At 56.4% G+C, this 15185-nt stretch carries 17 protein-coding genes; 11 read left to right on the top strand and 6 right to left on the bottom strand.

Annotated elements, in window-relative coordinates; translation table 11 throughout:
- Positions 1 to 19 precede the first annotated feature (19 nt).
- The 5 genes from rpaB to SynROS8604_RS14030 all read left to right on the top strand — a co-directional run bounded on the left by rpaB (position 20) and on the right by SynROS8604_RS14030 (position 4740).
- Entirely contained in the window at positions 20 to 766 is a 747-nt protein-coding gene (rpaB, locus tag SynROS8604_RS14010; protein WP_011620489.1) for a response regulator transcription factor RpaB, read from the top strand.
- On the top strand, positions 747 to 2054 hold the full coding sequence (plsX, locus tag SynROS8604_RS14015) for a phosphate acyltransferase PlsX (protein ID WP_186544442.1): 1308 nt from the start codon (positions 747 to 749) through the stop codon (positions 2052 to 2054). The genes rpaB and plsX overlap by 20 nt, the downstream gene beginning before the upstream one ends.
- A gap of 81 nt (positions 2055 to 2135) precedes the next feature.
- Positions 2136 to 3125: a beta-ketoacyl-ACP synthase III gene (locus tag SynROS8604_RS14020; RefSeq protein ID WP_186544443.1), complete on the top strand. Its 990-nt coding sequence runs from the start codon at positions 2136 to 2138 to the stop codon at positions 3123 to 3125.
- A 28-nt stretch (positions 3126 to 3153) separates the two neighbouring features.
- Positions 3154 to 4050 carry an ACP S-malonyltransferase gene (gene fabD / locus SynROS8604_RS14025; protein WP_186544444.1) on the top strand — a complete coding sequence of 299 codons (897 nt, stop codon included), beginning with the start codon at positions 3154 to 3156 and terminating at the stop codon, positions 4048 to 4050.
- Positions 4051 to 4056: 6 nt separating this feature from the next.
- Complete coding sequence (locus tag SynROS8604_RS14030; RefSeq protein ID WP_186544445.1) at positions 4057 to 4740, top strand: 1-acyl-sn-glycerol-3-phosphate acyltransferase; 684 nt, start codon at positions 4057 to 4059, stop codon at positions 4738 to 4740.
- Here SynROS8604_RS14030 and SynROS8604_RS14035 read toward each other — a convergent pair.
- The 3 genes from SynROS8604_RS14035 to SynROS8604_RS14045 are packed head-to-tail and all read right to left on the bottom strand — an operon-like array spanning position 4719 to position 6177.
- On the bottom strand, positions 4719 to 5306 hold the full coding sequence (locus SynROS8604_RS14035; RefSeq protein WP_186544446.1) for a YdcF family protein: 588 nt from the start codon (positions 5304 to 5306) through the stop codon (positions 4719 to 4721). The genes SynROS8604_RS14030 and SynROS8604_RS14035 overlap by 22 nt on opposite strands.
- Positions 5306 to 5929 (bottom strand): tRNA (adenosine(37)-N6)-threonylcarbamoyltransferase complex dimerization subunit type 1 TsaB, encoded by a 624-nt coding sequence (gene tsaB / locus SynROS8604_RS14040; RefSeq protein ID WP_186544447.1) that lies wholly within the window; start codon positions 5927 to 5929, stop codon positions 5306 to 5308. The genes SynROS8604_RS14035 and tsaB overlap by 1 nt, the downstream gene beginning before the upstream one ends.
- Positions 5926 to 6177 carry a Ycf34 family protein gene (locus tag SynROS8604_RS14045; RefSeq protein ID WP_186546005.1) on the bottom strand — a complete coding sequence of 84 codons (252 nt, stop codon included), beginning with the start codon at positions 6175 to 6177 and terminating at the stop codon, positions 5926 to 5928. The genes tsaB and SynROS8604_RS14045 overlap by 4 nt, the downstream gene beginning before the upstream one ends.
- Here SynROS8604_RS14045 and SynROS8604_RS14050 point away from each other — a divergent pair.
- Together SynROS8604_RS14050 and SynROS8604_RS14055 are read left to right on the top strand one after the other, a co-directional pair.
- Positions 6170 to 7387 (top strand): CCA tRNA nucleotidyltransferase, encoded by a 1218-nt coding sequence (locus SynROS8604_RS14050; protein ID WP_370586521.1) that lies wholly within the window; start codon positions 6170 to 6172, stop codon positions 7385 to 7387. The two genes, SynROS8604_RS14045 and SynROS8604_RS14050, sit on opposite strands and share 8 nt — an antisense overlap.
- Before the next feature lie 66 nt (positions 7388 to 7453).
- Positions 7454 to 7894, top strand: a complete 441-nt coding sequence (locus tag SynROS8604_RS14055) for an RNA-binding protein (protein WP_186544448.1) — start codon at positions 7454 to 7456, stop codon at positions 7892 to 7894.
- A 22-nt stretch (positions 7895 to 7916) separates the two neighbouring features.
- Here SynROS8604_RS14055 and SynROS8604_RS14060 read toward each other — a convergent pair whose 3' ends face one another.
- Together SynROS8604_RS14060 and pds are read right to left on the bottom strand one after the other, a co-directional pair.
- A complete protein-coding gene (locus SynROS8604_RS14060) occupies positions 7917 to 8825 on the bottom strand; it encodes a phytoene synthase (protein WP_186544449.1) in 909 nt (302 codons plus the stop codon).
- Positions 8826 to 8828: 3 nt separating this feature from the next.
- Positions 8829 to 10247: a 15-cis-phytoene desaturase gene (gene pds / locus SynROS8604_RS14065; RefSeq protein ID WP_186544450.1), complete on the bottom strand. Its 1419-nt coding sequence runs from the start codon at positions 10245 to 10247 to the stop codon at positions 8829 to 8831.
- Between the two features lie 106 nt (positions 10248 to 10353).
- Here pds and ndhM point away from each other — a divergent pair, with 106 nt between their 5' ends.
- Entirely contained in the window at positions 10354 to 10701 is a 348-nt protein-coding gene (gene ndhM / locus SynROS8604_RS14070; protein ID WP_186544451.1) for an NAD(P)H-quinone oxidoreductase subunit M, read from the top strand.
- Positions 10698 to 11300, top strand: a complete 603-nt coding sequence (locus tag SynROS8604_RS14075) for a DUF3172 domain-containing protein (RefSeq protein ID WP_186544452.1) — start codon at positions 10698 to 10700, stop codon at positions 11298 to 11300. Before ndhM ends, SynROS8604_RS14075 begins: the two co-directional genes overlap by 4 nt.
- On the opposite strand, the gene SynROS8604_RS14080 is transcribed toward SynROS8604_RS14075, so the two are convergent.
- Positions 11297 to 12292, bottom strand: a complete 996-nt coding sequence (locus tag SynROS8604_RS14080) for a LysR family transcriptional regulator (protein WP_186544453.1) — start codon at positions 12290 to 12292, stop codon at positions 11297 to 11299. The two genes, SynROS8604_RS14075 and SynROS8604_RS14080, sit on opposite strands and share 4 nt — an antisense overlap.
- 135 nt (positions 12293 to 12427) lie before the next feature.
- On the opposite strand from SynROS8604_RS14080, the gene SynROS8604_RS14085 reads away from it, so the two are divergent.
- Positions 12428 to 13129, top strand: a complete 702-nt coding sequence (locus SynROS8604_RS14085) for an NnrU family protein (RefSeq protein WP_186546007.1) — start codon at positions 12428 to 12430, stop codon at positions 13127 to 13129.
- Between the two features lie 34 nt (positions 13130 to 13163).
- The gene (locus tag SynROS8604_RS14090; protein WP_186544454.1) at positions 13164 to 15167 is read left to right on the top strand and encodes an NAD(P)H-quinone oxidoreductase subunit 5; all 2004 of its coding nucleotides are present in this window, start codon (positions 13164 to 13166) and stop codon (positions 15165 to 15167) included.
- Positions 15168 to 15185: the final 18 nt, after the last annotated feature.

Consider the following 15185-nt stretch of genomic DNA (forward strand, 5'->3'; position numbering starts at 1 on the left):
GTACGAAATAAGTTCGGATATGACGGCCACAGCCGCCAGCAAGGAAACGATTCTGGTTGTCGACGACGAGGCCAGTATTCGACGCATTCTGGAAACTCGTCTGTCGATGATTGGTTATAACGTTGTAACCGCCTGCGACGGCACTGAAGCTCTCGAAAGCTTTGAACAGTGCAATCCAGACCTGGTGGTCTTGGACGTGATGATGCCCAAGCTGGACGGCTATGGCGTCTGCCAAGAATTGCGCAAGGAGTCGGATGTTCCGATCGTGATGCTCACCGCCTTGGGTGACGTTGCAGACAGGATTACTGGCCTTGAGCTCGGTGCTGACGACTATGTCGTCAAACCGTTCAGTCCCAAAGAGCTAGAAGCAAGAATCCGCTGCGTTCTTCGCCGCGTTGAGAAAGAACAGGTGGCTGGCATCCCCAACTCTGGGGTGATTCAAGTCGCCGATCTCCGCATCGACACCAATAAGCGTCAAGTGTTCCGTGCGGATGAACGCATCCGCCTCACCGGAATGGAGTTCAGTCTCCTCGAACTGCTCGTGGGTCGCTCTGGCGAACCATTCAGCCGCGGTGAAATCTTGAAGGATGTGTGGGGATATACACCTGAGCGTCACGTGGACACGAGGGTCGTGGATGTTCATATCTCACGGCTTCGCTCCAAACTCGAAGACGATCCGGCCAATCCCGAGCTGATCCTGACGGCTCGGGGAACCGGTTACTTGTTCCAGCGCATCATCGATTCCGTTGCACCCGAAGGATCCTGAATTCAGCCCGGCTGACGAAGCCCGGAGCAAACCACGCCGATCAAAGGCGGTAAGGAGGCTTGTGATTTGGTACCGGCGCAATAGCGCCGTGACCAGTCTCGTCGACACCGCCACCACCTCTGCCAGCGCTGCAGGCAACGTTGCTGAATCGGTGGGATCGATGGCGGGGCAAATGCTCCAACCGGTGATGGACCCGCTACGCCGCTTGCAAACCGCAGAGGTCGGTGATGACGGACGCATCAACGACAGTGATCGCCTTTGGGTCGCTGTGGATGGAATGGGTGGAGATCATTCCCCTGGGGAGATCCTGGAGGGCTCTCTTCAAGCCATCGATCGCCTGCCCTTGCGAATCCGCTTTGTGGGCGAAACCAACCGGGTCATGGAGGCTGCTGCAGCCTCTGGACTCACTGAGCCACTCAACAACGCAATCAACGCGGGGCACCTAGAGCTGATCCCCAGCGGACCCTCCGTGGAAATGCATGAGGAGGCCACCGTTGTGCGCCGAAAGCGTGATGCCAGCGTCAATGTCGCGATGGATCTGGTGAAGCGCGGAGACGCTTTAGCGATTTACTCCGCGGGAAACTCTGGTGCTGTGATGGCTTCGGCCATCTTTCGCCTTGGTCGCCTTGCCGGGATTGATCGCCCCGCCATTGGAGCCCTATTCCCCACCAAAGACCCGGGCCAGCCAGTACTGGTCCTGGATGTGGGAGCCAATATGGATTGCAAGCCTGCCTATATGCATCAATTTGCGTTACTCGGCAACATCTATTCCCGAGACGTTCTCCAAGTTGATCGCCCGCGAATTGGCTTGCTCAACATTGGCGAAGAGGAATGCAAAGGCAATGAACTCGCCCTACGCACCCATGAATTACTAAGGGAAGAAACCCGTCTTCATTTCGCAGGAAATTGCGAGGGGAGAGATGTTCTATCCGGTGAATTTGATGTGGTGGTTTGCGATGGCTTCACCGGAAATGTGCTTCTGAAATTTCTTGAATCGGTGGGCAGTGTTTTGCTCGGCGTGCTCAGAGCTGAATTACCGAGGGGGCGACGCGGCAAAGTTGGTTCAGCCTTCCTGCGCAGCAATCTCAAACGGATCAAGAAAAGGCTCGATCATGCTGAACATGGCGGCGCACTTCTCCTTGGGGTGAATGGGATTTGTGTGATCGGCCATGGAAGCAGCAAAGCCCTCTCCGTCGTGAGCGCTCTTCGCTTGGCTCACTCCGCTGCAAGTCATGGCGTGATGGACGATCTCGCCGAACTCAGCAAGCCAGCACCGCGCAAAAGCTGAAGCGACCTGTCTGGACTGTGATTGACTGACGCCAATCACAGCGCTTCCACATTGGCTGGATCTCCCCCACCCTTCCGTGGCATGGCTCTGGTCGCAAGTGGCAGCGCCCAGGCGAACCAAACCATCAGCAATGCTGCCCTCAGCGAGCGGGTGCAGACGAGTGACGATTGGATTCGCACACGCACCGGAATCCAGTCGCGACGCGTCAGCACGCCGGACGAATCGCTGAACGATCTTGCAGTCCGTGCTGGGCAACAGGCCCTGGCGATGGCCCAGTGGGAGCCTGACAGCCTCGATCTGGTCTTACTCGCCACCTCCACCCCTGACGACCTATTCGGATCAGCACCAAGAGTTCAGGCCGGATTGAAAGCGCACAATGCCGTGGCCTTTGACCTCACGGCGGCCTGCAGCGGCTTTCTGTTCGCACTCGTGACAGCCGCCCAGTACGTGCGCACTGGCGCCATGCAACGGGTGCTAGTGATCGGCGCCGACCAATTGAGCCGATTTGTCGACTGGGACGACCGAAGCACCTGCGTGCTGTTTGGTGACGGGGCTGGCGCCGTTGCCCTCGAAGCCACTTCTGCAGAAGCGGACGGCTTGTTGGGTTTTCGGCTGCGCAGCGATGGCAGCCGCGGCCATTCCCTGACCTTGCCTCAGATCCCCACCAGTCTTCCCCTGGTCAACACCACCCGCCATCAATGCGGTGGCTATCTACCGATTCGGATGAATGGACAAGAGGTGTACAAATTTGCCGTGCGCGAAGTGCCTGCCATCCTCAAGGAGCTTCTAGAACAAACATCCACAACCCCAGAGCAGCTGGACTGGCTGCTGCTCCATCAAGCCAACCAGCGCATTTTGGATGCCGTGGCGGATCGATTTTCGATCCCCCACTCCAAGGTCTTGAGCAACTTGGCGTACTACGGCAACACCTCTGCCTCCACGATCCCGCTCATGCTTGACGAAGCCGTGCGCGACGGACGCGTAGCACCTGGTCACCTGCTGGCCAGTAGTGGCTTTGGCGCTGGCCTCAGTTGGGGAGCCGCATTGTTGCGTTGGCAAGGTCCCGCTTAGGCTCCCAGCCATCTTTACCTGCCAACCGATGACGATTGCCTGGGTGTTCCCCGGACAGGGGTCTCAGAAGTCGGGCATGGCTGCGCCCGTGCTGACCCTTCCTGGAGCGGAAGAACGATTTGCACTCGCCTCCCGTCTGCTTGGCCGAGATTTGCTGGCGATCTGCCAAGGCGAGGCCGATGGGGACGCTGATCCAGCCGATCTCAACGACACCCGCAACACGCAACCAGCGCTCTTCGTCATTGAAAGCCTGATTGTGGATGAACTCCGCAGGCAAGAGCGCGAGCCCGCGTTTGTCGCTGGCCATAGCCTCGGGGAATTGGTAGCTCTTTATGCCGCTGGTGTCTTTGATGTGTCCACAGGCCTTGCGTTGATGCAGCGGCGCTCAAAGCTCATGGCAGCCGCTGGAGGCGGAGCGATGACTGCCGTCATCGGCTTTGACCGCGATCAGCTTGAAAGCCTTGTCAACAGCACGGCCAGCGTGGTGATCGCCAATGACAACAGCGCTGCGCAGGTGGTGATCTCAGGGACAACGGACGCTGTAAAAAGCGTGAGTGAGCAACTCACCTGCAAGCGCGCGATTCCCCTCCCCGTCTCCGGGGCCTTCCACTCGCCCTTGATGGCAGAAGCGGCTGCAGCCTTCAAGGACCATCTCGAGGGCCTGCCTTTCGAAGATGCTCGCGTCCCCGTGCTGAGCAATAACGATCCAACCCCCTGCAGCGACGCCGGTCAACTGAAGCAGCGCTTGTCTCAGCAGATGACCACGGGCGTTCGCTGGAGAGAAACCATGGAGACACTGACCTCAGCAGGAGTCGACACTTTGATCGAAGTGGGGCCAGGGAAAGTGCTCAGTGGCTTGGCTAAAAGGTCCATGAAGGGTGTGACAATCTCCCAGCTCTCGAGCTCCGCTGATTTGGGTCTCTAAAAAGCCATGTCTCCACTTGTGTCCACCACGGACGACAGCTCGGCTGTTGTGACATCCATCACGCCTAAACCCAGCCTGATCTACCAACTCGTTAGCTACTTGCTGGTTTTTCCTGTCTTTCGAGGACTCTTAAAAGGTCGCACGAGCGGCAACGCTTTGGTGCCTCTTCAGGGGCCATTGGTGGTGGTTGCGAATCACGGCTCCCATCTCGATCCACCGTTGCTTGGCCACGCCTTGGGCCGTCCTGTGGCCTTTATGGCCAAGGCCGAGCTCTTCCGGATTCCAATCTTGGGGGCCCTGATTCGGGCCTGCGGTGCGTATCCGGTGAAACGGGGAGCCAGTGATCGAGAGGCGGTTCGTACAGCAACAGCTCGGCTGGAAGAAGGCTGGGCCATTGGTGTCTTTCTGGATGGCACCCGTCAAACGGACGGCCGCGTGAATCAACCAAGACCAGGCGCAGCCCTCCTTGCAGCGCGCAGCGGCGCCCCCCTTCTCCCGGTGGCCATCATCAATAGCCATCGCGCCCTAGGCGCGGGGAGAAGCTGGCCAAGACTCGTTCCCGTTGAACTTCGCATCGGAGAGCCAATCCCTGCTCCTACAGGACGCAGAAAGCCAGAGCTAGAGGCCACCACCCGGGAGCTTCAGCGGCGCATCAATGCCTTGATCGATCAAGGCGTCGGAAAGCCTTGAGGCCAATTCCTTAGCGCCCAAGGCTTGAGATCCTGACCTGTGATGACCCAGGTCAGCGCCCTGATCCCATCACCCAAACGCTTGCCCCACGTCTCCTCTAGACAGGCGGGCTGACAGGCCACAGGCACTCCCGTTAAGCGAATCCCCCGGCTTCCTGCCACAAGCCGTCCCACGGTCATGGCGCGGGCCAAATGATCTTCACTCGTCACCAAATAAACGTGCCGCACACCGTCGCGTTTCAAGTCATCGACCAAGGATGTGAAGTTACTGAAGGTGCCTTTGGCTCTGTAATCCAGCAAGACACGGCTCTGATCCATCCCCGCATCCCTGACGAGCCACTGTGCGTACTCCGGATTGCTGCCACCACTGACAACCAGGGGCAAAGACAATTGCTGAGCCAAGCGCAGTCCCACCCTTTCGCGATCAAGGTCTCCGCCCAGCACGAGAATCCGTTGAGGAGGCTGAACGGTGGTGAGGGCCTGACGAAACGGCCTTAAGGGGCCTGCAGTGCTTGCCCACGCCAGAGCCGCAAGGATCACAAACGTGGAACGCCAACCTGGGGCCATCAGACAGGTCCCACCGGAGACGTGGGGTAAATGGGCAGCACAAGCTCCCAGGGCCCTGGAGCGGCCTCCTGCTCCCAGTGACAACAACGCTGGAGCAGATGCAGCACATCCGACGCAACATCCAGCTCCATGCTGAGAGCTGGAGAGGGGTCCTCGTCCTCGCTGAGTAAATGAGGACGTTCCAGCTCTTCCACCGGAATGGAGCCAGAGAGTAGGCGGTAGCGACCCGCCACTCGACCACGACGGGGAAGGATCTGCACGATCGAGAAGGGCTCCAAAGCCTGACTGGCCGACAAGGCCACGGATAACCGTGGGGCCATCAAAGCGAAACTGCTCTCACCGTGTAAAGGGCACCCCAACTGCTGGGCCAGGGTGCGTGCCATCACCACGGTCAGGCGAGTTCCCGTGAATCCTCCAGGACCTGTGCTCACAGCCAAACGGCCAATCGAAGCCCATTCCGCTCGTGGGAGCAGCTCCTCAACAGCAGAAATCAAACCATTGGTGAGCTGACGTCCCATCGAGCGAGACAGGATGCGAGTCCCCCCAGCAGGGTTTTCAGCGTCGCAAACGGCAAGACCAAGGGTTTCGCTCGAACTATGCAAAGCCAACAGCCAACGGCTCATCGAGGCAACTCCTGCTCAGGGCACAACCGCTGCCATCGTCCGTAATCAGCCACAAAGCTGGTGCAAGCGCGCACATCCCATTCCACGCCGACACCACCCCCGCTCAGGTCATGAAGACTGATATGGATGCGAGGTTCTTCAGGACACACGTCAGGCCTGTCCGTGAGATGAGCCACACCATGCTGCCGCTCCACCGCGTGATAGGCCTGACAACGATCCACCCAGCGGCAATCCACGCAGATGCACATGCACCCCACCTCTGCAGAGGACTCCATTCTGGAGGGGGATGCCGGCCAGATGGCAGGTCAACTCATGACCCGGCTGCAGCCACAACGCTGGCCGATCCCTCTCGATCGCTTCCCCGCAGAAACGGTGCTGGTGGGCGGAGCCGTCCGTGACGGATTGCTTAACCGTTTAACGGAGCATCCAGATCTCGACATGGTGGTTCCAGACGATGCGCTGGGACTGGTCCAAAAACTCTCTCAAGAGTTTGGGGGCGCCTGTGTGGTGCTTGATCGATACAGGGACATGGCCCGCCTGGTTCTGGGGAGATGGACCATCGATCTTGCAAGACAAGACGGTGATGATCTCACCGCTGATCTGTTGCGAAGGGACTATCGAATTAACGCCATTGCTCTCACCCTCACAACGGAACCAAAACTGTTGGATCCCAGCGGTGGACTTGCGGATCTACGCGATCAACGCATTGCGGCCGTTCACGAACAGAACCTGCTGGATGATCCCCTGCGGTTGCTTAGAGCTCCAAGACTGGCCGCCGAGCTCTCGATGAGGATCGACGAGGCAACACTCGAGATGATCGCGCGCCATCGTCAGCAATTGCCCAGGGTGGCACCAGAACGGATACAAGCGGAGCTGCTGAAGCTCGTTCAAGCCAACAACGCCGATCAAGCGATCAGCTTGCTGCATTCTTTGCAATTGATCGCGCCATGGTGTTCCGATCAAACGCCAAAAACTTTCAACACAAGCGCTTTAACAGCAGCAGAACAACAACTCGCCTTGCCGCTAGCGCGCATAACGCAATTACTCAGCGATCAAGGCTTGCGCGATTTACGGTTTAGCAGGAAACAAATCCAACGCTGCTTGCGACTGAGAACCTGGTGGTTGAGAGATCAACAGCAAAGCGCTGACACCCTGGAAGAGCAGAAGCGCTTAAAACTGCATCAAGAGCTTGAAGAGGATCTCCCGGCCTTCACATTGGCTTGGCCATTTGAGCGCCAAAAGGAATGGCTCAGTCGCTGGCGTGACCAGGAGGACACGCTGTTCCATCCCAGTGCACCACTGAATGGTCGAACGTTGCAGGCAGAACTTGGCTTGCGTCCAGGCCCCGAGCTGGGGGAGCTGATTCATCATCTTTGCCTTGAACGGGCCTTCGGGCGGATTGGCAACAAAGCCGAAGCCATTCAGTGCGCGCGCGACTGGATTAATAGGCCGCTGTGATTAACTGACTTGCCTTAACGACAGCGATCGGCCTGATAGGCAGTTTTCTTCTCTCCCCCCCGTCTCATGAGCGTGCGTCTTTACATCGGCAACTTGCCTCAAACATTCGAAGCCAAAGAGTTGGAGACCCAACTCACCAGTGTGGGGGAGGGAATCCGCTTCAAAACCGTTCTCGATCGAGAAACGGGAGCGTGTCGTGGCTTTGGATTCGCCAATGTTGACGACGAAAAAGTTGCCGATGCTTTGATCGAGCAATTCAATGGCAAGGATTTCAACGGCAACACCCTGCGCGTAGAACGCTCTGAACGACGCGAGAGCAACGCGGGTGGTGCAGGTGGTCGCCGTGGTGGCCCGGGCGGTCCTGGCAATGCCCCAGGCTCAGCACGGAAAGCCGTCAACAAGGTGGTTCACAGCGACGCAAAAGCAGAATCGGCACCCGATCCCCGCTGGGCTGGAGAACTATCCAAACTCAAAGATTTACTGGCAGATCAGAAGACAACAGTCTGATTTTCTTGGGCTTTGTGATCACTTAGCGAGACTGAGCGATCACAAAGCATCTTGGAAGTTCAAGAGCTTTACTCAATTTTCCAACGAAGGCGCGTCGATTAAAGACGTCATAATTGTTGCGCTCAATTGCATTAAGAATCCCTCTATACATGCGCAGTGACGTCCACACAGGCCAGCGGGCGTCTGCTGACAGCCAGCGCACCCCAGCTTCCGAACGAACGAACCATTCCCTGGCACGGGCCAGTTGAAACATCATCAGCTCGATCCAAGCCTCATTGATCTTTCCGGCCAAAAGATCATCTTCACTGACTCCAAAGTGGCGAAGATCTTCTTGTGGGAGATAGATACGACCTCGCGCACGATCTTCACCAACATCACGAAGAATATTGGTGAGTTGATTCGCAATCCCCAAGGCAACGGCTGCGTCAGAAGGATCAGGACACTCACTCCAAGGGGCTGAAGTGTATGCCTCATCGACACCCATCACTCCCTGAGTCATCAAGCCAACAGTTCCTGCAACGCGGTAGCAATAGAGCTTTAAATCTTGAAAAGTGGGGTAGCGGGTCCAAGACAGATCCATCCGCTGACCTTCAATCATGTCTAGGTAAGGCTGAATACCCTGCGGATATCGCTGCAAAGTGTCTTGCATCACCGCATCCAAATTGTCCTCGACATGGCCGTCGAAAAGTGCTCTGGTTTTTTCTTCCCAACGATCGAGTCGCTCGGCAAGCTCCTCGACCGGACGTAATTGAGCTTCCTCGCTATCCATGAGTTCGTCGGTCCGTCGACACCAGACGTAAATGGCCCAAATTGCCCGCCGCTTCTCAAGCGGCAATAACAAAGTGCCCAAATAAAACGTCTTTGCCCACTCGGCTGTCTCAGAGCGACAAGCCTCAAAGGCTGCATCGAGATCCGAAGCTGCGAGGGTCATGACTCAGGCCGAGACGGGCTCGCTGACAGAAGAGGATGATGACAGCTGATCATGCTTGCGGTCTACAGCCTCAGCACAAAGTTTGCCGCTCAACACAGCACCCTCCATTGAGGCCAGATAGCGCTGCATGGTGTAGTCGCCCGCCAGAAAGAAGTTTTTAATAGGAGTCGTTTGATCAGGTCGAAGCTGCTGACAGCCAGGCGTCGTTTTGTAGACAGACAAAGGTGTTTTTACAACCTTAGACTTTCGAAGCTTTGCAGGATTATCAGTCCCAAAATGCATTGGGAACAATTTCTTAAGTTCGCCCATTGTTGCTTCAATAATATCCTCATCACTCCGGCCAATCCAATCCTTCGCAGGTGCAAAGACAAGCTCAAGCATTGAACGATCCGGGTCTTCGTACTCCTTACACGCAATACTCATATCGGCATAAACACTCAGCAGAGGTGAACGACTGAACAGCAAGTGATCGATGTCCGTGAGCTTTCGATCAAACCAGAGATGAATATTGATCACCGGCACTCCGCGGAGACCATCCAACTTGCGAAAGACATCCATTTGTTGCCATTCCTCTGGTATCAGCAACTTGAAAGGGTCCACAGGAAGTGCGCTCACGTAAGCATCAGCAACAAGATCAAAACTTTCCTTACCCTTCACTCCTCCGATATGAAAAGCAGCAACGCTTCCATCAGGGTTGAGTTTAATCTCTCTCAATGGGCTATCCAGATGAACTTCACCGCCTAATGATTGGACATGTTCCACAATTGGGTCGCAAAGACGTTCTGGAGGCGCTCCATCGAGAAAAGCCATCCGAGAGCCATTTTTCTCCTGCAAAAAACGATTGAGAGCGGTTAGCAAGACCGTGGATGAAATTTCGCCAGGATCAATAAAGTTCAAAGCCTTGCTCATGGCAATGAAGACTTCATCATTCACACGCTCAGGAATGTTGTGAAGCTTGAGCCACTCAGTCCATGAATATTTATCGCACTCTTCCACATAACCCTGCCCCCTCAGCATTGCTGGCACCAGGCCAAGACCAAAACTGATTTTTTCTGGCCAGGACAGCATGTCATTGTTACCCAAAATTGCCGCAACACCATTAATAGGTGCCGGTAAGTCTGGAAAATCAAAGCGACTATAAGTACCAGGCTCTTCTGGCTGATTGAAAATCATGGAGTGGCTCTTCCATTGCAGCCTGTCCTCAATATTCAATTCTTTGAACAACTGAAGCATATTTGGATAAGCCCCGAAAAAGATATGCAGACCCGTTTCGTACCAGTCGCCGTCTTCATCTTTCCAAGCAGCAACTTTCCCGCCAAGCACGTCCCTGGCTTCCATGAGGATGGGGGTATGACCGGCGTCCGCCAGATATTTCGCACAGGAGAGACCCGCCAGACCTGCTCCCGCAATGGCGATACGCATGCTTCAAACCACAATTTGAAGACAACCTTAAAAGGATCACTGCCCGGTTCGCTTCCTAAAGTCTTCGACAACCGCAAGCGCGGTGTCCTTACGCAATACAAGCCCCATGGCCGACACCCTGCTGAAGAGCACCACTCGCCACGTGCGCCTATTCACAGCTCGAGTGGATGACGGGCGGCTCGTCCCAGACCCCAGTCAGCTCACTCTCGACCTCGATCCAGATAATGAGTTCCTTTGGGACGAAAGCTGTGTTCAGACGGTTCAACAACGCTTCCGTGAGCTGGTTGAAGACCATGCAGGACAGCCTCTGAACGATTACAACCTTCGACGAATCGGCTCGGAACTAGAGGGAAGCATCCGCCAGCTCCTGCAGGCAGGCCAGCTGAGCTACAACCCTGATTGCCGGGTTCTGAACTATTCCATGGGCCTGCCCCGCACACCTGAACTGCTGTGAGCCGCTCCCCCTACGACCGTCCACGGGGCGGAGATCCCCGTCGTCCTGATAAGCGCAGAGGAGGTCGGTACAACCCTCCGCCACCGGGCAACAACGAGGGTGGAGATGGAGGCGGTCGTTTCAACACCACCAGAATTGCTGTCCTCGCTGGAGTTCTGGTGGTGGGGATCGGAATCGGCAGTGCCGTTACAAGCACCACCCAGGGAGATCAAGGCAACATCGCCAGCAGCCAGCAGTTGGATATGGCGGTGCCCGATCCAGAGTTCTGCAGGCAATGGGGAGCCAGCGCCTTTGTGATGGACATTGAGATGTACACCACACTCAACCCATCCAGCAGCTTCGTCACGCAGCCCACCCTCCAACCAGGCTGTGTGATTCGCCGAGAAAACTGGGCTGTATTACGCAAAGAAGGCGCCGTCACCGCCGCTCAGGAAAGGCAATGCAAACAAAGGATGAACACCTTTGCTTACATCGGATCCGTGAGGGACAAACCCGTTGTTCGCTGCGTCTACCAAACCGATATCACGCAGAACAAATTCCTCACCAAGGGGATCGCCGACGACACCGTGGGAATCACCCCAGAAGCTGATCAGTTTTAAGGCGCGTCAAGATCTGTGATCACGGGCTCTGGCCCAACAACCGCAGGTCTTGGCTGACGCAAAGGACTATCGGCGCTGGCAAACACCGGCAAAACATCACACCGAAACGCCTCTGCCGCCCGTGAGCAGTAGCGAGCTGGATGGGTAATCAGCCTTAATTGACGCCGCACCTGCAGGCCGGCCACAGATGGCTTGTGCAAACTACCTGCCGTGAGCTCCCTCTCAATCGAGACCACCGGCAGGAAAGCCGCACCCAAGCCTGATTGCACAGCATTTTTGATGGCCTCAAGGGAATTGAGCTCCATCTCAATCCGCAATCTCTGCACATCCAAACCAGAACGCGCCAGCAGCTGATCCACCATCTTGCGCGTGGTGGACTGGGCATCTAAACAAACAAATCCCAAGCGATAGAGATCCTCCTTACTCAGTTCAGGCAGGCGAGCCAGGGGGTGCTTCACCGGAAGCACCAAGGCCAATTCATCACTGGCGTAAGGAACCACCTGCAGCAACTCGTTCAACTCAGCGGGTAATTCGCCGCCGATGATGGCGAGATCGATCTGGCCATTCGCCACGCTCCAACCGGTTCGTCTCGTGCTGTGAACATGCAGCTGCACGGCCACATCTGGGAATTTTTGCCGAAACAGACCAATCATTCGGGGCATCAGGTACGTCCCCGTGGTTTGGCTAGCACCCACCACGAGAGATCCCCCCTTCAGGTTGTGCAAGTCATCCAAAGCGCGACACGCCTCATGGCATTGACTCAGAATTCGATCGCAATAGCTCAGCAGCAAGTGACCGGCTTCGGTGAGCTGAGCCTTGCGACCTCCACGATCAAACAAGGACACCTCAAGCTGCTTCTCCAGGTTCTGGATCTGCAAACTGACCGCTGGCTGCGTCACATAAAGACTGTCAGCAGCTTTTTTGAAGCTGCCTTCGCTGACGATGGCGCGGAGAATACGCAGCTGATCCAGTGTGAAAGGCAGATCGGCCATATGCGACAGCCGACCCGGCAGGGATAGCTTCAAAATTTTATAGGGAAGAAACCCACCGCCCGGCAGAATTACCCTCCATGCAGCAACTCTTTGGATGAGCTCCTAGGCGGCGGAAGGCATCACTCCAGCGTGGTGATGCTGGTGCTGCTTTTGGTCTTCGCTGTGATTCACAGCGGTGGGGCTGCCCTTCGCACGCGCGCTGAAGCCAAAATTGGGGCCAGGGCCTGGCGCTTGCTGTTCGCTTCCTTGAGTATTCCTTCCGCGATTGTCGTCATCGGCTATTTCCTTGCCCATCGCTATGACGGCATAAGGCTCTGGAATCTTCAAGGCATGGAGGGCTTGGTGCCCGTGATCTGGGTGCTCACAGCCATTAGTTTTCTGTTCCTTTATCCAGCCACCTACAACCTGCTGGAAATCCCCGCTGTCCTAAAACCGCAAGTGCGTCTCTACGCCAGCGGCATCATCCGGATTAGCCGTCACCCTCAAGCCGTTGGCCAGGTTCTCTGGTGCTTTAGCCATGCCCTATGGATCGGCAGCAGCTTCATGGTCGTGACCTGCATCGGCCTGATCGGACATCACCTGTTCGCTGTTTGGCATGGAGATCGACGCTTACAGGCTCGATTTGGTGATGACTTCGTAAAGCTGAAACAAAGCACATCCGTGCTGCCTTTCGCAGCTGTCCTTGATAGACGTCAGACCCTGATTTGGAGCGAATTGCTGCGGCCAGCACAACTCGGCATCGCGATCGCGGTGGGGGTTTTCTGGTGGGCCCATCGGTTCATTTCATTGGGAGGCATCGCGTTCCTTCACTCACCTCTTGAAGGGCTTTTGAGCTGAGCTGCCTACACTCAAATCACTCTGCTTCACTCGGATGCCTTCGGCTGCCGATTTTGCCTGGCTGATCCCAGTGCTCCCCCTCGTTGGGGCACTGATCACAGGTCTTGGTCTTATTAGCTTCAATCGCACCATTAACCGGCTCAAAAAACCGGTGGCCTTGCTGCTGATCAGCTGCATTGGAGCTGCAGCGGTCATTAGTTATGCCGTTCTGTTTGAGCAGTTGGGTGGAGCCCCCCCCGTTGAGCATCTGTTCATCTGGGCGAGTGCTGGAGATTTCAGTCTTCCGATGGGGTACGTCGTCGACCCGCTTGCAGCAGTGATGCTCGCCTTGGTGACTACGGTGGCGCTGCTGGTGATGATTTATTCCCACGGCTACATGGCCCACGACAAGGGCTATGTGCGCTTTTTCACTTACCTCGCCATCTTCAGCAGTTCCATGTTGGGACTTGTGGTGAGCCCCAACCTTCTGGAAATTTATGTGTTCTGGGAGCTGGTGGGGATGGCCTCCTACCTCTTGGTGGGCTTCTGGTACGACCGTGAAGGCGCTGCTCACGCCGCCCAAAAAGCATTCGTCGTCAATCGCGTTGGCGACTTCGGTCTCCTGCTCGGCATCCTCGGGCTTTATTGGGCCACTGGAAGCTTCGGCTTCCAGGGCATTGCCGATGGCTTATCTGCAGCCATTAGCAGTGGTGTCGTGCCTGGATGGGCTGCACTCGCTCTCTGCCTATTTGTCTTTATGGGGCCAATGGCGAAGTCGGCCCAATTCCCACTCCACGTGTGGTTGCCTGATGCCATGGAGGGGCCCACACCGATCTCTGCTTTGATCCACGCGGCCACCATGGTCGCCGCAGGCGTTTTCCTCGTCGCCAGGCTGGAACCTCTTTACAGCCAATTCCCAGCGGTAGAAACATTTATTGCCGTCATTGGAACGATCACCTGTTTCTTGGGAGCCTCCATCGCTCTCACGCAGATGGATCTCAAGAAAGGGCTTGCTTACAGCACCGTGTCGCAGCTGGGTTACATGATGCTGGCCATGGGGTGCGGCGCTCCCGTTGCTGGCATGTTCCACCTGGTGACCCATGCCTTCTTCAAGGCGATGTTGTTCCTTGGATCTGGATCTGTGATCCATGCCATGGAAGATGTGGTGGGTCACGAACCTGTCCTCGCCCAAGACATGCGGCTGATGGGTGGACTGCGCAAAAAGATGCCGATCACGGCCATCACTTTTTTAATCGGGTGTGTTGCCATTAGTGGAATCCCCCCCCTGGCTGGCTTCTGGAGCAAGGACGAGATTCTTGGCCAGGCCTTCAACAGTTTCCCGCTGCTCTGGGCTGTTGGCTTCGCGACTGCAGGCATGACCGCCTTTTATATGTTCCGCCTTTACTTCCTGACCTTCGAAGGGGAGTTCCGGGGGAACAACTCTGCTCTGCAACAGGAGCTCATGGCTGCCGCAGGGAAACAAGTCGAGGAGGGTCACGATCACCACGCCGCCGGCAGTGTCCACGAGTCACCCTGGTCCATGACCCTTCCCCTAGCGGTTCTCGCAGTGCCCTCAGCCCTGATCGGCCTGCTCGGCACCCCCTGGAATAGCCGTTTTGCTGGGCTGCTGAATCCCGAAGAGGCTGCGGAAATGGCCGAACACTTCAGCTGGGGAGACTTCCTTCCGCTCGCCGGAGCGTCCGTTGCGATTTCCGTCACCGGACTCACGGTGGCCGTTCTCGCCTACGCCCTGCGCAGGATCGACCTCGGCGAACTGGTGGCAGCTCGCTTCCCAACCATCAATGCCTTTTTGGCGAACAAGTGGTACTTAGATGCCATCAACGAGAAATTATTTGTACGCAGTAGTCGCAAGCTGGCCCGCGAAGTCCTGGAAGTGGATGCAAAGGTTGTCGATGGCGTGGTGAATCTCACCGGTTTGCTCACCCTTGGCAGTGGCGAAGGCCTCAAATACTTCGAAACGGGTCGAGCCCAGTTCTATGCCCTGATCGTGTTCGGTGGAGTGATTGCCATGGTGGTTCTCTTCGGCGCTCTGGGCTGAGCGATTCGTTGATTTGCA

It is taken from the genome of Synechococcus sp. ROS8604 (genome assembly GCF_014279655.1).
Taxonomy (GTDB): domain Bacteria; phylum Cyanobacteriota; class Cyanobacteriia; order PCC-6307; family Cyanobiaceae; genus Synechococcus_C.

What these genes read in the sequence shown, in the direction of transcription:
- tsaB (WP_186544447.1), bottom strand. Translation starts at nt 5,929, where the DNA reads ATGAGCCGTTGGCTGTTGGCTTTGCATAGTTCGAGCGAAACCCTTGGT.
- SynROS8604_RS14030 (WP_186544445.1), top strand. Translation starts at nt 4,057, where the DNA reads ATGTCTCCACTTGTGTCCACCACGGACGACAGCTCGGCTGTTGTGACA.
- SynROS8604_RS14090 (WP_186544454.1), top strand. Translation starts at nt 13,164, where the DNA reads ATGCCTTCGGCTGCCGATTTTGCCTGGCTGATCCCAGTGCTCCCCCTC.
- SynROS8604_RS14085 (WP_186546007.1), top strand. Translation starts at nt 12,428, where the DNA reads ATGCTGGTGCTGCTTTTGGTCTTCGCTGTGATTCACAGCGGTGGGGCT.
- SynROS8604_RS14055 (WP_186544448.1), top strand. Translation starts at nt 7,454, where the DNA reads ATGAGCGTGCGTCTTTACATCGGCAACTTGCCTCAAACATTCGAAGCC.
- rpaB (WP_011620489.1), top strand. Translation starts at nt 20, where the DNA reads ATGACGGCCACAGCCGCCAGCAAGGAAACGATTCTGGTTGTCGACGAC.
- SynROS8604_RS14050 (WP_370586521.1), top strand. Translation starts at nt 6,170, where the DNA reads ATGCACATGCACCCCACCTCTGCAGAGGACTCCATTCTGGAGGGGGAT.
- ndhM (WP_186544451.1), top strand. Translation starts at nt 10,354, where the DNA reads ATGGCCGACACCCTGCTGAAGAGCACCACTCGCCACGTGCGCCTATTC.
- SynROS8604_RS14035 (WP_186544446.1), bottom strand. Translation starts at nt 5,306, where the DNA reads ATGGCCCCAGGTTGGCGTTCCACGTTTGTGATCCTTGCGGCTCTGGCG.
- SynROS8604_RS14020 (WP_186544443.1), top strand. Translation starts at nt 2,136, where the DNA reads ATGGCTCTGGTCGCAAGTGGCAGCGCCCAGGCGAACCAAACCATCAGC.
- fabD (WP_186544444.1), top strand. Translation starts at nt 3,154, where the DNA reads ATGACGATTGCCTGGGTGTTCCCCGGACAGGGGTCTCAGAAGTCGGGC.
- SynROS8604_RS14060 (WP_186544449.1), bottom strand. Translation starts at nt 8,825, where the DNA reads ATGACCCTCGCAGCTTCGGATCTCGATGCAGCCTTTGAGGCTTGTCGC.
- SynROS8604_RS14080 (WP_186544453.1), bottom strand. Translation starts at nt 12,292, where the DNA reads ATGGCCGATCTGCCTTTCACACTGGATCAGCTGCGTATTCTCCGCGCC.
- pds (WP_186544450.1), bottom strand. Translation starts at nt 10,247, where the DNA reads ATGCGTATCGCCATTGCGGGAGCAGGTCTGGCGGGTCTCTCCTGTGCG.
- SynROS8604_RS14045 (WP_186546005.1), bottom strand. Translation starts at nt 6,177, where the DNA reads ATGTGCATCTGCGTGGATTGCCGCTGGGTGGATCGTTGTCAGGCCTAT.